The 14,367-nt window shown below is 71.2% G+C and carries 10 protein-coding genes; 7 read left to right on the plus strand and 3 right to left on the minus strand.

Annotated elements, in window-relative coordinates; translation table 11 throughout:
- The first annotated feature begins 32 nt into the window (after positions 1–32).
- Complete coding sequence (locus tag ACFY36_RS13045; protein ID WP_499746145.1) at positions 33–644, plus strand: hypothetical protein; 612 nt, start codon at positions 33–35, stop codon at positions 642–644.
- A gap of 165 nt (positions 645–809) precedes the next feature.
- Here the strand turns inward: ACFY36_RS13045 and ACFY36_RS13050 are convergent, their stop codons facing one another.
- A complete protein-coding gene (locus tag ACFY36_RS13050; protein ID WP_499746146.1) occupies positions 810–1,574 on the minus strand; it encodes an alpha/beta fold hydrolase in 765 nt (254 codons plus the stop codon).
- Positions 1,575–1,622: 48 nt separating this feature from the next.
- Here ACFY36_RS13050 and ACFY36_RS13055 point away from each other — a divergent pair, with 48 nt between their 5' ends.
- The 5 genes from ACFY36_RS13055 to ACFY36_RS13075 are packed head-to-tail and all read left to right on the plus strand — an operon-like array spanning position 1,623 to position 6,437.
- Positions 1,623–3,296 (plus strand): GMC oxidoreductase, encoded by a 1,674-nt coding sequence (locus ACFY36_RS13055; protein WP_499746147.1) that lies wholly within the window; start codon positions 1,623–1,625, stop codon positions 3,294–3,296.
- Between the two features lie 21 nt (positions 3,297–3,317).
- Positions 3,318–4,649, plus strand: a complete 1,332-nt coding sequence (locus ACFY36_RS13060; protein ID WP_499746148.1) for a serine/threonine-protein kinase — start codon at positions 3,318–3,320, stop codon at positions 4,647–4,649.
- Between the two features lie 24 nt (positions 4,650–4,673).
- Positions 4,674–5,081, plus strand: coding sequence for a PadR family transcriptional regulator (locus tag ACFY36_RS13065; protein WP_499746149.1), 408 nt, complete (start codon positions 4,674–4,676; stop codon positions 5,079–5,081).
- The gene (locus ACFY36_RS13070) at positions 5,078–5,971 is read left to right on the plus strand and encodes a hypothetical protein (RefSeq protein ID WP_499746150.1); all 894 of its coding nucleotides are present in this window, start codon (positions 5,078–5,080) and stop codon (positions 5,969–5,971) included. The genes ACFY36_RS13065 and ACFY36_RS13070 overlap by 4 nt, the downstream gene beginning before the upstream one ends.
- Positions 5,964–6,437 carry a GNAT family N-acetyltransferase gene (locus tag ACFY36_RS13075; RefSeq protein WP_499746151.1) on the plus strand — a complete coding sequence of 158 codons (474 nt, stop codon included), beginning with the start codon at positions 5,964–5,966 and terminating at the stop codon, positions 6,435–6,437. Before ACFY36_RS13070 ends, ACFY36_RS13075 begins: the two co-directional genes overlap by 8 nt.
- Before the next feature lie 96 nt (positions 6,438–6,533).
- Here the strand turns inward: ACFY36_RS13075 and ACFY36_RS13080 are convergent, their stop codons facing one another.
- The gene (locus tag ACFY36_RS13080) at positions 6,534–7,958 is read right to left on the minus strand and encodes a pectate lyase (RefSeq protein WP_499746152.1); all 1,425 of its coding nucleotides are present in this window, start codon (positions 7,956–7,958) and stop codon (positions 6,534–6,536) included.
- 99 nt (positions 7,959–8,057) lie between these two features.
- Here ACFY36_RS13080 and ACFY36_RS13085 point away from each other — a divergent pair, with 99 nt between their 5' ends.
- On the plus strand, positions 8,058–8,915 hold the full coding sequence (locus tag ACFY36_RS13085) for an alpha/beta fold hydrolase (RefSeq protein WP_499746153.1): 858 nt from the start codon (positions 8,058–8,060) through the stop codon (positions 8,913–8,915).
- Between the two features lie 10 nt (positions 8,916–8,925).
- Here the strand turns inward: ACFY36_RS13085 and ACFY36_RS13090 are convergent, their stop codons facing one another.
- Positions 8,926–14,358, minus strand: coding sequence for a Tc toxin subunit A-related protein (locus tag ACFY36_RS13090; RefSeq protein WP_499746154.1), 5,433 nt, complete (start codon positions 14,356–14,358; stop codon positions 8,926–8,928).
- Positions 14,359–14,367: the final 9 nt, after the last annotated feature.

Here is a 14,367-nt window from a genome sequence, read left to right on the forward strand (position 1 = left end):
TGGCCGCTTCGGCAGCCACCGGAGGGGTTCACATGACCAAGGTGAAGATCGGGTCCGACGATCACGAGATGTTCGCGGAGGCGGCCGCGGCGGCCGGCGTCGGTGTCGGCCAGTGGCTGGCGGCGGCGGGCCGGCGGCAGGCTCTCGCCGACGCCGCGGTCCAGGGCCAGCCGGGCGCGAGGATCGTGCCGGTGCCCGTCTCGGCCGCCACCGCCGCGCTCCTCGACGAGCAGGCCGGCCGGGCCGGCACGTCCGACTGGGCGTGCGCGGCGCGGCTGGTCCACGATGTGCTGGCGGCGCCGGTGGTCGATCCGGAGCAGCTGTGGTCCGAGGTCGTCACGTCGGCCGGCCGGTCGCACCATCTGGAGCAGGTCGCGATCGACACGATCGTCGGCAACACCGTCCTGCTGGTGGCCGCCGACGCGTTCACCCGCGACGTCGTCGAGGCCCGCCTGCGCCCGGCGATCGCCGAGGCCCTGTCACGCCGGCTCGGCCGCCGCGTGCAGATCGCCGTCACGGTCGAGGAGGCCCCGCTCCGTCGCTCGCGCCCGGCACCGCGAACCCAGCAGGACGAGCTCGCCCGAGCGCGGGACATGGCCCTCGAAATGGTCCACCTCCTCAGCGGCCGCGCCACCGCGACCTGACGCCGGCCTCGGTCAGCTCGCTTTCAGCAGCAACCGGGCGAGCACGACCTGACCCGCGCGGGTCAGCTCGCTTTTGGCAGCAACCGGGCGGGCGCGACCCGACGCCGCGCGGGTCAGCTCGCTTTTGGCAGCGGCCGGGCGGGCGCGACCCGACGCCGGCCCGGGTCAGCTTGCCTCCAGGAGCAGGCGGGTGCAGGTTGCCGGGTCGTCGGCGAACGGGAGGTGGCCGCAACCGGGCAGGCGCACGTGCCGGGCCCGGGGAAGCAGGACCCAGGCCCTGGCCGCCTGCCGATAGGGCAGCACCAGGTCGCGGGTGCCCCACGCGATCGTCACCGGGATGCCGTCGGCCATGCCCTTCTCGTAGCGCCACTCCCCCAGCCTCTTGCGGGCCGCGCCGAAGCCGGGCGCCGCGACCAGCGCTCGCGCGTCGGTCACGCAGTCGGCCGGGTCGAGGCGGGTCGGCTTGCCGTAGAAGACGCCGCACAGCGCGGCCCGCCCCGGCGTCGTGCGCATGAGCCACGGCACCGCCGGGCCGAGCGCCGCCCCGCCGGCCCGGGCCGCGCTGACCACGCCCTGGCACCACCGCGCTCCGATCGGGCCGAAGAACCCGACCGGCGAGAACGCGGTGACCGAGCGGGCCACACCCCGGCGGCCCAGCTCCAGCGCGACCGCGCCGCCGAGCGAGCTGCCGCCGAACGCCGGCCGGACGACGCCGAGCTCGTCGAGGAACGCCGTCACGCGGTCGGCCAGGTGGGGCACGTCGCCGCGGCCACCGTCCGCTTTGGACCCGCCGAAGCCGGGCAGGTCGAGCGCGATCACGTCATGGTGCAGCGCGACCTCGTCGAGGATCGGCTGCCACACCTGCCAGCGGCTGCCGATGCCGTGGATCAGCACGAGCGGACTTCCGCTGCCCTGCCGGTGGTAATTCACAGGCGCCTCCTTGTTGACAGCCCGCCAACAACGGCGCCACCATACCCCATGACGTACGACTATGACGTCCTCGTCGTCGGCTCGGGCTTCGGCGGCAGCGTCAGCGCGCTGCGGCTCACCGAGAAGGGCTACCGGGTCGGTGTGCTCGAGGCGGGCCGCCGCTTCGCCGACGACGAGCTGCCGCAGACCTCGTGGCGGCTGCGCCGTTATGTGTACGCCCCGGCGTTGCGCTGCTTCGGCATCCTGCGCCTCACCCTGCTCGACAACGTGCTCATCATGTCCGGCGCGGGCGTCGGCGGCGGTTCGCTCGGCTACGCCAACACGCTCTACGAACCGCCCGGCACATTCTTCACCGATCCCCGCTGGTCGTCCGTCACCGACTGGAAGGCGGAGCTCGCGGGGCCGTACGACCAAGCCAAACGCATGCTCGGCGTGACCGTCAACCCCTTGGAGACCGCGTCCGACCGGGCGCTGCGATCGGTTGCGGATGATCTCGGGGTGGGGCACACCTTCCGCCGTACGCCTGTGGGAGTGCTCTTCGGAAATCCCGGCCGTGACCCGGACAGCGGGGGCCACGCGGCCGTTCCCGACCCGTTCTTCGGCGGCGCCGGGCCGTCGCGGGCGGCCTGCACCCACTGCGGCGCCTGCATGACCGGCTGCCGCGTCGGCGCCAAGAACACCCTCGTCAAGAACTACCTCTATCTGGCCGAGCGCCTCGGTGCGGCTGTCCACCCGTTGACGACCGTCACCGACGTACGACCGTTGCCCCAAGGGGGTTTCGAGGTCCGAACCCACCGCACCGGCGGCGTCCGGCGCCGTGTCTTCACCGCCGGGCAGGTGATCTTCGCGGCCGGGGCCCTGGGCACGCAGCGGCTGCTGCACCGGCTGCGCGACCGCGGCTCCCTGCCGCGTGTGTCAGCGCGGCTGGGTGAGCTGAGCCGCACCAATTCGGAGTCGATCCTGGGCGCGCGCACCCGGCGGCGCGACGCCGACTACAGCCGGGGCGTGGCCATCACGTCCTCGATCCACGCCGACGCGTCGACCCATGTCGAGCCGGTGCGGTACGGGCGTGGCAGCAACCTGCTCGCGCTGCTCGCGACCACGCTGGTCGACGACGCGGGCGGAAGGTCGCGGCTGCTCGCCGGCGTGCGGCAGCTCGTCCGCGACCGGCGTGACCTGCGCCTGATGATGTCGCCGCGCCGGTGGTCGACCGAGACCGTGGTGCTGCTGGCCATGCAGGCCCTGGACAACTCGATCACGGTGTATCGGAAACGCGGGCGGCTGCGCACCCGGCAGGGCGTCGGCGAGCCCAATCCCGAATGGGTGCCGGCGGCGCACGATGTCGCCCGCCGGGTGGCGGCCGCGATCGACGGGGTGCCGCTGGGGGCCATGACCGAGCTGATGGGGCGCCCGGTGACCGGGCACTTCCTCGGCGGCTGCGCGATCGGCACGTCGGCCGAGGCGGGGGTCGTCGATCCGTACCACCGGGTCTTCGGTCATCCCGGACTGCACGTGATCGACGGCTCGGCGGTGGCGGCCAACCTGGGCGTGAACCCGTCGCTGACGATTGCGGCGATGGCCGAGCGGGCGGTGGCCCTGTGGCCGAACAAAGGGGACGTGGATCCGCGCCCGGAGCTCGGTTCGCCGTACAAGCGAATCAGCCCGATCGCACCGGCCAGGCCGGCCGTTCCCGCCGATGCGCCGGGAGCCTTGCGGCTGTGAGCGCTGCCCTACCATGCGGGCATGCCACAGTTCTCGGGCCGCGACGGCGGCGAGTGGGAGTACGACGACTCGAACGGCTCCGAGGGCGGCATGGGCGCGGTCTTCCGGGGGAAGTCGCTGGTGGACGGTGCTCCGGTCGCCGTGAAACGGGTCCGCCTGAAATGGGCCGGCACCCGCGCCGAGCGGGTCCGTGAGCGCGAGATCGAGGTCGGCGACCGGCTCACGGAAGCCGCCCGGACGGGTGACAGCATCGACCATCTGGTGCTGCCGCTCGACATCGCGTTCGCCGGCGGCGACCTGCTGATCGTGATGCCGCTGGCCGACGGCTCCCTGGACGACGAGCTCGCGCACGGCCGGCTGGAGCTCGGCGCCGGGCTGACGGTGCTGCGGCAGGTGGCCGAGGGGCTGGTCGAGCTGGCGGCGGTCCCGATCGCGCACCGCGACCTGAAGCCGGGCAACGTGCTGCGCTTCGGCGACACGTGGAGGATCAGCGACTTCGGCCTGTCCCGGATCCTGACCGAGGTGACGGGAACGTATACGACAGGCGGGGGCGGAACCCTGCCGTACATGGCGCCGGAGGTCTGGACCGACCAGCGGGGAACGGCCAAGTCGGACCTGTACGCGCTGGGCGTCCTGGCCTACGAGGTGTTCACCGGCGAGCGGCCCTTCCCCGGCCCGTCCGAGGACGACTTCGAAAGGCAGCATCTGACGGCGGCGCCGCCCCAAACTCCGGACTTGCCGCCGCGCCTGTCCCGGCTGCTCGCGCGCCTGGTGGCGAAGGCGCCGGCCGACCGGCCGCAGGACGCCCGGGCGGTCGTCGAGGCCGTCGACAACCTGCGCCAGAAGTTGACGCCCGCGCAGGAGGCGCTGGTCGACGATGTCCGCCGCCACGAGGCGTGGAGACGCGACCAGGACATCGCGATCAACGCCAAGATGACAGCCGACGAGCGTCAGAGGCAGGAGCGGCGCCAGGCGGAGACCGACCTGTCGGCGATCCTCGAGGACGCTTTCGACGAGATCGTCGAGGCCCTGCCGGATGCCCGGATCGACGCCGCCGCCCGCGAGGTCACGATCGGGGAGCTGCGGGTCATCTTCCAGAACGTGGACCCGATCGAGTTGTCGGGCCGCGGGACTACGGTGCTGAACGTGGCGGCCATGGCCTACGGGCCGGGCGAAAAGACGCTGGCCTACCAGAAGCGCGACCGCTCGGCGCACGCCATGCTCACCTGCCGCCGCGTCGATGACCGTCTTCGATGGACGGTCCGGACGGGTGCACTCTACAGCGCCGGGCCGGAGCGCCCGCTGGACCCGGCGGCCGTTATCGACGTGTTGCGAGCGGCCCTTCATACATAGGTCAGCTACATATATAGTTCGGCCATGCGTGAACCAACGTACTTCATCCTGGCCGCGCTCCAGGATGAGCCGCTGCACGGCTACGCGATCATCAAACAGACCGAGGCCCTGTCCCAGGGCCGGGTGAAACCGGCGACCGGGACCCTCTACACGGCGCTCGACCGCCTGACCCACGAGGGCCTCGTGCGGGTGGTGAAGGAGGAGGTCGTCAACGGGCGGGCCCGGCGCTACTACGCCCTGACCCCCGACGGCGTGACCGCCCTGCGCGCCGAAGCCGCCCACCTGGCCGCCGCCGCCCGCGTCGTCACCGATCGCCCGGCCCCCGGCCCCTCGGGCCGTTTCGCCTCGGCCGCCGGCACCCTCGCCGCCGGCGGCTCCCGCCTCGCTTCCGCCTTCCGCGCCGCCGCCGACCGCAACGGCCGTCTCGCGTGAGCGCCGCCCTCGAGCGCCGCTACGCGCGTCTCCTCCGCCTCTATCCGGCCGGCTATCGGCGCGATCGCGGTCCGGAACTGCTGGCCACGCTGCTCGAGTCCACCGAGGACGCGCGCGCCCGTCCACCGCTCCGAGAGACCGCCGCGCTGGTGCTGGGCGCTCTGCGCGCCCACGCCGGCCATCACCGGGGCGGCTGGCTCACCGCCTTCCGGGCCGCCGCCCTCATGCTGCTCGTCTACGACGTGGCCGACCGGGCGGTCGTCCTCACCAACGAGTCCCTGCGGGGCGGGCCCTCCCTCTGGTCCTCCACCGAGATGCTCCTGACCATCGCGGCCCTCGCCCTCGGAGTTCTGGCCGTGGCGGCCGCGGCGGCAAACCGCTTCCTGCCCGCGATCGCCACCGCCTCGGCCGCCTTCGGGCTGACCCTGATCGTCGCGAACTCCATGCGCAGCCCCGTTTTCAGCGGCTTCTGGTGCTTCCCGCTGGCGATCGTGCTGCTCGTGCCGCTGGTACGCCGCCGGCCGGCGCCGGCCACCGCCCTGCTGAAGTACGCCCCGGCCCTGCCGCTCGTGCTGATCCTGACGTCCTTCTTCCCGAGCGTGTCGGGCATCCTGAACTTCGCCGCCGTGGCCGCTCTCTTCCTGGGCAGCCTGCTCTGGCTGGCCGTCGACGAGCGCCTGGCCATGGCCGCCGGCCTGTTCCTGCTGAACACGGTCCTGATCCGGGCCGCCCTGTTCACCGCCGAGGGCATTCCGGCGTTCCCCGTCGTGGCGATCGAGCTGGCAGTGACCGCCCTTCCGCCGGCGGCCCTGCTGCTGACGGCCGGACTCGTCATACCCCGCTGGTACGGTCCGGCCCGAAGACCACACGGGGAGGCAAACAATGGCTGAGGTGGCACTGCGCCCGATCGAAGACGGCGACCTCGACGCGCTGTTCGACCAGATGCGAGATCCCGAGTCCGTCCGCATGGCCGCCTTCACGGCCGCCGATCCGGACGACCGGGCCGCCTTCGACGCCCACATGGCGAAGATCAGGGCGAGGGACGACGTCACCAACCGCGTCATCACGCTCGACGGTCACTTGGTCGGCAGCATCGCGAGCTTCGTCATCGAGGGCGACACCGAGGTCACCTATTGGATCGATCGCGCCCATTGGGGTCAGGGCATCGCCGGCCGGGCGCTGGCCCTGCTCCTGGCCGAGGTGCCGGCCCGCCCGATCCTGGCCCGCGCGGCCAGCGACAACGTGGCCTCGATCCGTGTCCTGCAAAAGGCCGGCTTCGCCGTGACCGGCTCCGACTCCGGATACGCCCATGGCCGCCGCGCCGAGATCGAGGAAACCCTGCTGCGCCTCGACTGACGGCTGCCCAGGGCGGTCCGGCCGGGGTCCCGACCGGCCGGACGGCCCGGGGAGCGGGGGCGGGGCTGCGCGCCCCCGCTCCGGTACGGGGGCGCGCTACTTCAGGGTGATGTTGGTGGCGGTGCAGGACTTGCCGTCGGGGACGGAGCTGATCTGGGTCGGTTCGCCGCTGGTCACGCCCTTGAAGATGGCGCAGATGACGGTCTTGCTGGTGCCGCCGACGACCGTGACGTTGTCGACGGTGGCCACGTCGCCGAGGTTCGAGTTGACGCCGACCAGGGCCTTCAGCGGGGTCGTCACGGTGACGTTCGAGACCTGGACCTTGCGGGCGTACTGCTTGGAGCAGTTGCCGCAGGAGCGGTAGAGCTTGCCGATGTCGCTGGCCTGGAAGTCCTTGATGACGAAGGTGCCCGGGCCGTTGTGCTGGAACGTCTTGTCGGAGGCGTGCATGGCGCCGCCGCCGACGATCGTCATGGTCTGTGCGGCCGAGGTGCCCTTGAAGGTGGCGGCGTCCTCGCCCACGTCCTGCCACCAGACGTTGCGCAGCGTGCAGGTGCCGAGGCAGTGCACGCCGTCGGCGGCCGGGCTGCCGATGATGACGTTCGACAGGGTGGCCCCGTCGGCCAGCTGGAACAGCGGGTCCTGGCCCTCGTCCTGGCCGTCGCCGCCCAGGTCGCCGCCGCCGATGAACCGGACGTTGCCGCCGTCGACCGAACCCGTGATCTTGCGGGTGGCCGTGAGAGTGGTGGTGCTGACCGGCGTGGGCCAGGACGCCGCGGTGGTCGCGGTCGGGGCGGCGGTCGTGGGCTCGGCGGTGGCCGTGGCCGTCGGGGCGGCGGTCGTCGGCTTGGCCGTGGCCGTCGCGGCCGGCGCGGTCGTGGTGGCTGTCGGTGCGGCTGTGGGGGTGCTTGACGGCGTACCCACGGAAATGTCGTCGAACGACGCCGACGCGTCCACCGTGAGCAGGGCGATGCGGCCCTTGGTCAGCTTGGCGGTGGACACGTCGCCCACCAGCGTGCCGTCCACGTAGCCGGTGACCCGCTTGCCCGACACGTCCAGGCGCAGCTTGTGCCAGCCGCTGCCGGCGGTCGGCAGGGCCAGCGAGCCCAGCACCGTCACCGACGAGCCCTTGACCTCCTCCAGCCGCGCCGTCCCGGCGGCCAGCACCAGGCGCTCGAATTCGTGCGATCCGCTGGCCCGGGCCGCGATGCCGGCCGACGCGCCGGACGAGGCCAGCGTCAGCGGGCGTACCGAGGCCTGCACCGAATAGTCGGTCCAGCCGCTGTCCCCCGCGAAGAACCGCGCCAGCTCGCTGCCGTTGTCGCCCTGCCGGAGCGCTTTGCTGCCGTCGGTCACCACCGACCACGACCCGCCGGACTTCGACCAGCCGCTCGTGTCACCGTCCTCAAAGCTGTCACCCAACGACGGCCCACCCGCGGCGAACGCGGTGGCGGTGAGCCCCGCCGCCGCGACCGCCACCACGGCGACCCCGCCGATCAGCGCGCCCTTTTTGTACTTCATCAATCGTCCTCCTGATCATTTCAGACGTGATCAAGTGGTCGGAGGCGCCCGAAAGGTTGCTCGCGTTCCAAAGATTTTTTCGCGGGTACGTCCACCGCCATGTTCGAAGGCTTCCAGGACGAGTGGATCGACGTCGGCGAGGTGGGCCTGCGGGTCCGCCACGGAGGAGACGGCCCACCCGTGCTCCTGATCCACGGCCATCCCCGCACCGGCGCCACCTGGCACCGCGTCGCCCCACTGCTGGTGAAAGCGGGCTTCACGGTCGTCGTCCCCGACATGCGCGGCTACGGCCGTTCGGGCAAGGCCCCGATCGAGGACGACCACCTTCAACAGTCGAAGCGCACGGTGGCCCGCGACCTGCACACCCTGATGACCAAGCTGGGCCACCGTTCGTACGCCGCCGCCGGCCACGACCGCGGTTGTTACGTGGCGCTGCGGCTGGCCCTGGACCACCCGACGGCCGTACGGAAGCTGGTCGTCATGGACGGCGTCCCGATCAGCGAGGCCCTGGCCCGCTGCGACGCCCGCTTCGCCCGCGACTGGTACCACTGGTTCTTCTTCGCCCAGCCCGACAAGCCCGAGCGAGCCATCCTGGCCGACCCCGACGCCTGGTACAGCGGCGACCCGGCCCGCATGGGCGAGGAGAACCACGCCGAGTTCCGGGAGGCCACCAACGACCCCGACACGGTCAGGGCGATGCTGGAGGATTACCGAGCGGGCCTGGGCGTGGACAACCAGCACGAACTGACCGACCGGGCCGAGGGCCGGACCATCACGTGCCCCACCCTGTTCCTGTGGTCCACGCGAGACGACATGGAAGAGCTCTACGGCGACCCGCTGTCCATCTGGCGCCGCTGGGCCCCCGGCGTCCAAGGCCTTCCGATCGACTCCGGCCACCACATGGCCGAGGAGAATCCGGAGGCACTGGCGGCCGCGTTGACCGGCTTCCTGCGATAAGCCCGGCGGCCTATGCGGGCCACGCCGGACTTTCTGTCCTGTACGTCACCACGAGGACCAGGTCGGTGATCTGCTCGTTCTGGAACCGGGTGCGCAGGTCCTCGTTGTCGAGAAACGTCAGCTCCCAGGCCCCCGCGGGGGATCTGCCGATGAGGGTGGTCCAGGCGCTCGCGTTGCCCCGGCGCGTACTGATGATGCCATCTCTGGTGGTGGGGACCGTACCGCCGACCGCCACGGTTTCGCCCTGCGATGTCACCATCAGCCGGATGTTCGCAATCTCGAACGCCTGGCCCTCGGCGCGGACCACCGCGAGCATCACGTGCTGGATGCGTGGGTCCACCGCGTTGGGTGGAAAGGCCGCGGAATTCAGCGGCAGTGTCACCGACATCGGCGTACTGGACTGGCCGGAGTTGTTCAGGTCGTACCACTGATCGGGGAACTGGTCGCGAACGCTCATCGCGCTCTCGGCGCTCGATGTGTCCGCCAGCTGCCGGATGACCTGCTGCCGGTACGAGAGGTCCTGCAGTGCCGTGTACTCGACAGTGAACAGCACATCGGCGATGCTGCCGAAGTCGAAGGGATTGGCGGCTTTCGGCAGTTGCAGTTCCCAGCTCGTGTCCACGCCCATGCTCTCGAACGGGAGAAGCATCCCGGTTTCCGGTTCCAGGTCCAGGACGCCGGTGGCGCCGGTGGCGGACGTGAACGCGATGGCCTCCGGGTCGCGGCGCACGATGACGGTCTGGAACACGTCACCACCGCTGACCACCCGCGAGATGCCGGAGGCGATCAGCGTCGCGCGCACCCCCTGTACGGGCGGGACCAGGGCCACGATCGACATCCGTACCCGTTTGATCAGCCGCAGATAATGGCCGGGGAAGCCCCGGTCGAACAGGGCCATGGACGTGGTGAACGGGAGCCGCCCGCTGGCCCGGAACTGCTGGAACTCCAGGGGGAAGAGCCGCGCGAGCGAGAACGTCTCGGCGAGCTGCAGCTTTCGCCGGTTGGTGTCGAAGGCGAACTGGTCCAGACGGGTGATGTCCTGCAGCAGCCGTACCGAGCCGGTGAGCCCTTGCCGGTCCGGCCCGGGCGCTCCGGCCGGTTGCTCCGCCTTGTCGCCGGAAGTATCCCAGTAGTCCGCCTTGATGAACACCGGCGGCACCTCTTGCCGTTCGAACCCGAGCTGGTGTTGTGCCAGCTGCGCCATGGCTGTGGCCTGCTGGAGGAAGTAGCTGTACGCGCCGCCGAGGACGCCGCTCATCCAGGCGTACAGCTCGGCGTTGGTGAATTTGTGAGCCAGGAAGTCCACCGTGGCCTGGGCCTGCTCGTGTTGGATGCGCGAGATGGCCTCCTCCTGGCGGATCGTGTCGGTGTGCGCCTGTGCGATGGCGATCTGTTGCTCTCCGATGGCGATGTCGCTCTGGGAGAGCTGGCGCTGCAGCTCCCACTCCTGCGCGCGGCGTTCGAAGCTCGCCGTGGCCGCGTTGATCTGCGCGGAGGTCTCGGCGTTGTTGAGCATCTTCGACGTGGACGCCCGCGCGTAGGCGAAGCCGCCGACCACGAGCGTGCCGCCCAGCCCGGCACCCAAGCCGGTGCCGAGGAAGCCACCGGACTCCACGGCGGCGAGGGTCTGCGCGACCGTCAGGGCCGCGTCGATGTCGGCCAGGAGGTTTCGGCGCCGGCCGATCTCGGCGTAGTCGTCGAGCATGTCGCGTTCCCAGTCGTTGAGGCCGGCATCGATCCATCCCTGATAGGTGTCGCGCTGGACCGTGGCGCGGTCGAGCTGCCGTTCGGCCAGACCGATGCCCTGCTCCGCCTCCCGGACCCGCAGCGACTGCAGTGCCACGGCGGCACCGGCCAGTTGTAGGTCGTGGCCGGCCTTGAGCAGGTTGTAGACCTCCGCGTCTCGCTTCTCCAGAGCGGCCAGGAACGCCTGCTCGACCTGCTGGGCCACGCTCACCAGATTCCTGGCACGCTCGACAAGCACGCCGTAGCGGTACGGCGTGGGCCGGAACGAGCCCCGGGCGCCGGCTGCCGTCAGCCGGTCCAGCGTCAGGGCCGGCTGCGTCAGCGGGGTCAACTGGCGTTCCAGGCCCGCGATGTTGCGTCCGCTGCGCAACTTGGCCAGGTTCAATTCGGCCCGCAGCCGAAGTGCCTCGGGTACCGGGGTCGGGGGGAACGGGCTGGCGTTCGTGCCGGTCGGCGCCTGCATCTCCGGCAGCGCGAGCAGGTCCAGCGCCGTGCCGTAGAGGCCACGTGCCCGTGAGATGGACTCGCTGTCGTCGCGGGTGAACTCGGCGTCGGCGAAGTCGAGGTACAGGCGGACCAGGGTGGTGAGCGTGAACCGGGTGTGCGCACTGGCGCGCACGGTGGCGATCTCGTGCGGATTCAGTCCCATGCGCAGCCAGTTGTCGGGATTACGCTGATATTGAGTGGCCAGCGTCTCTTCCAGTACGAGACCGCGGTAGATCTTGCGGTCAGCGGGGGCGAAGTGGTCGACGTAGAAGGTCTCGATCCAGTCCAGCGCCGGCAGGAACTGGCCGGACCTCTGGAGCTGGAGCGCCAGAGCCATCGGTACCAGGTAGAAGATCTCCTGCAGGTACAGCGGCGCCTGGGCCGGGTTGGTGACCGCGCCGAACAGACTCGCGATGAACGCCTTGCGCGTGGTGAGCTGGGTGTCGGTCAGCTGTTCGGTGATGACGAACGCGCCCGCCATCAGGCTCGTCGGCAGCGCGCCGCCCAGCTCGGTCGTCAGCGCCGTCAGATAGGCCGCGGCCCGGCTGCGCGCCTGTCTCGCGGTGAGCCGGGGCTGGTCGCGCAGATCCCCCATCAGAGTGCGGAACGCGGCAGTCTGTGCGGCCGGCGGTCGAAGCTCGGGCAGGAGGAACGTCTCCGGGTACGCGAACACCCGCATCGCGGCGCTCCACGTCGCGTAGCCACCCATCCAGCGCGACTCCTCGTCGAAATCCGCCTCGGTGAACGGCTTGGCCGGATCGAGCGCCAGCACCCAGTTCGCGGCCGGGTTCGCCGTGCCGAGCACCGGTGGTACGTCGCGGAACCGGCCGGTGCGCAGTGACATCAGCACCTCCTGCAGGGTCGCGAGCGCCTGCTGGGCGCGGGTGGTCCGCTGGTGCCCGCTGTCCTTGCAGTCGATGCCGAGCTCTCGCGTCAGCCGGTCGGCGATCACGTCCGGGTCGCGGGTGCCGGCGATGGCGGCGACGCAGGAGTGCCGCAGGATCGGCAGTGCGATCTCCTCGGCCGCGCTGACAGCCGCCTGGATCGCCTGAGTGACCGTCTCCTCCTGCTGGATGCGCGACTCGAGCGTCCGCCGCCAGACCTGTCTCGCGTGCGGCGTCGCCCGCCACCTGGGCAATGCTGGGACCTCACCCGGCGCTCCCCCGCTGAGCCGGAAGAACTCGGGCCCGAGGATCAGTCCGCTCTGCCGTTCCCCGGCCCGCCACGCGGTACGCAGACCGCACTTCCTGATCTCCACCAGGATGGCGTAGACGTCGCTCCACTCCGCGTCGAGCATGCTGCCGGCCACCGCGAGCCGGCGGACACGCATCAGGTGCAGGAACGCCGCCAGAGTGAGCCGCCTGGAGCGCAGCTCGGCGTCGATGCTGTCGCCGTCCTCCCGCGTCTGGAGCATCGTCAGCAGGCCGGCGACGGGCCCGGCGGTGTCACCGACGATGCGGTCGAAGCCGGCCTGCTGGGTCGGCTCCGCGCGGCGCAGCGTGTCGAAGTTCCGGGTCAGCTCGATGAGCGCATCGGCCCTGGCCTTCCAGAGGTCGTACGCGGCGTTGCCCCGGTTCGGCTGCCGCAGATCCCGGGTGCCGAGCAGATCCGGGTCGATCACCGGCAGCGGCAGATCGAAATCCGACTGGGCCGCATCGTCCTGCTGTTGCCACGTGCCGCGCAGGAACTCCTTCTGCCAGATCAGCAGGCTCGGCTCCGGCAACAGGCTCTCCATCAGCGGCCTGACGGTCGTCTCCTCCAGGCCGAACCGGGTCTTGAGGGCGGCCTCGTTCAGCGCGGACGGCTGCAGCAGCAGATCGTCGAGCCGGTCCGGGCGGAACTGGCTGAGCGCGATGCCCAGCCGGGCGGCCAGCGCGGCACGTGTCGCGTCGTCGGCCACGCGGGCCAGGCGCACCTCGTCGAACGACACCCCGAGCTGCTGCAACACGGCGGTGTAGGCCGCCTGCCGGTAGGCCACCTCATCCCTGGCCGGCACACTGCCACCGTGCTTCGCCAAGTACCGGCGCAGCACCTCGACGCACAGCCGCACCTGGCTGGTCGATTGATTCGCCACAGCGCGGTTGCCCTGGGCGACCAGTGCGACATAGGGCTGAAGGAACGTGTCCACCAGGTCCTGCCGGGTGACGAGCGCACCGTTCGCGGCCGTCCTGACCCGGCGCGTGGCGTAGGAGAGCAGGTCGTCGAGGTACGCGGTGGGGCTGAAGACGGCCTCCGGGTCCTGGGGCTCGAACGGCTCGGCCACGACGAACTCGCGGTGCGCTGTGGTGGTGTTCGCCGGGGACGCCTTGTCCAGGGCCCGTACGGTCAGCCGATGATTGCCCGCGATGACGATGGGCACCTGCGCGGTCCAGGTCGACCAGTCGTTCGCCGCGCGCGGCGTGGCCTGTGTGAAGGCGTTCTGGCCGTCGACCGCCCACTCCACGCGCCCGACGCCGGTCTGGGTGTCGGACGCGGTCCCGCTTGCCGAAACGGTGACCTGGCCGTTGGCGAGCGTGAACGTCTCGGCGGCCTGCGGGGTGGTGATGGTCAGCGAGGGCGCGGTGATATCACCGACCCGGACCTGCGCCGTGCGGGTGGCGCTGAGGTTCGCGGCGTTGTCGCGCGCCCGGAACGAGACGGTGTGCAGCCCCAGGGCCGGCAGCGCCACCCGTGCCGTCCAACTGGTTGTACCGCTCGCGGTGGTCCATGGTCCACTACCGAACTGCCATTCGACCCGGGCCACGCCGGCCGGGCTGTCCGACGCCGTTCCCGTGATCGTCGCCAGGTACGGCGGTGCGGGCAGGACCACGTCCGCCGGCTGACCGACGGTGAGCGACGGCGGTGTCACGTCGACGGTCACCGACAGGGAGCCGCCGGCGCTGCCGTCGTCGCCCGAAGGGCCCGACGCGAACACCAGCGCGGTGATCGTGACCGCGCCGCCGGGTACGCCGTTAATCGTGCACGTCCATCTGGTCCAGCCGGCCGAGGGCCCCGTCGGTGTGGCGGTGACGAACGGGCCGCTGCCTAGGCGTACGCGGACGGCCGTGATGGCCTCGTCGGCGTGCCGGATGAAGATCCGCGGCTCGCCCGGCATGTCCTTGAACAGGTCGCAGGAGGCGGTTCCGCTCACGGTGAAGCTACCGCCCACGACGGCGCCGGGCGCCGGTGCGCCGATCCCGATCCGGGGATCGTAGTAATGGACGACTGCCATGGATCTCGG

This window comes from Actinoplanes sp. NPDC000266 (genome assembly GCF_042899005.1).
Lineage (GTDB): Bacteria > Actinomycetota > Actinomycetes > Mycobacteriales > Micromonosporaceae > Actinoplanes.

Coding starts and splice junctions, on each gene's coding strand:
- ACFY36_RS13045 (WP_499746145.1), top strand. CDS start 33: ATGACCAAGGTGAAGATCGGGTCCGACGATCACGAGATGTTCGCGGAG.
- ACFY36_RS13055 (WP_499746147.1), top strand. CDS start 1,623: ATGACGTACGACTATGACGTCCTCGTCGTCGGCTCGGGCTTCGGCGGC.
- ACFY36_RS13060 (WP_499746148.1), top strand. CDS start 3,318: ATGCCACAGTTCTCGGGCCGCGACGGCGGCGAGTGGGAGTACGACGAC.
- ACFY36_RS13065 (WP_499746149.1), top strand. CDS start 4,674: ATGCGTGAACCAACGTACTTCATCCTGGCCGCGCTCCAGGATGAGCCG.
- ACFY36_RS13075 (WP_499746151.1), top strand. CDS start 5,964: ATGGCTGAGGTGGCACTGCGCCCGATCGAAGACGGCGACCTCGACGCG.
- ACFY36_RS13080 (WP_499746152.1), bottom strand. CDS start 7,958: ATGAAGTACAAAAAGGGCGCGCTGATCGGCGGGGTCGCCGTGGTGGCG.
- ACFY36_RS13085 (WP_499746153.1), top strand. CDS start 8,058: ATGTTCGAAGGCTTCCAGGACGAGTGGATCGACGTCGGCGAGGTGGGC.
- ACFY36_RS13090 (WP_499746154.1), bottom strand. CDS start 14,358: ATGGCAGTCGTCCATTACTACGATCCCCGGATCGGGATCGGCGCACCG.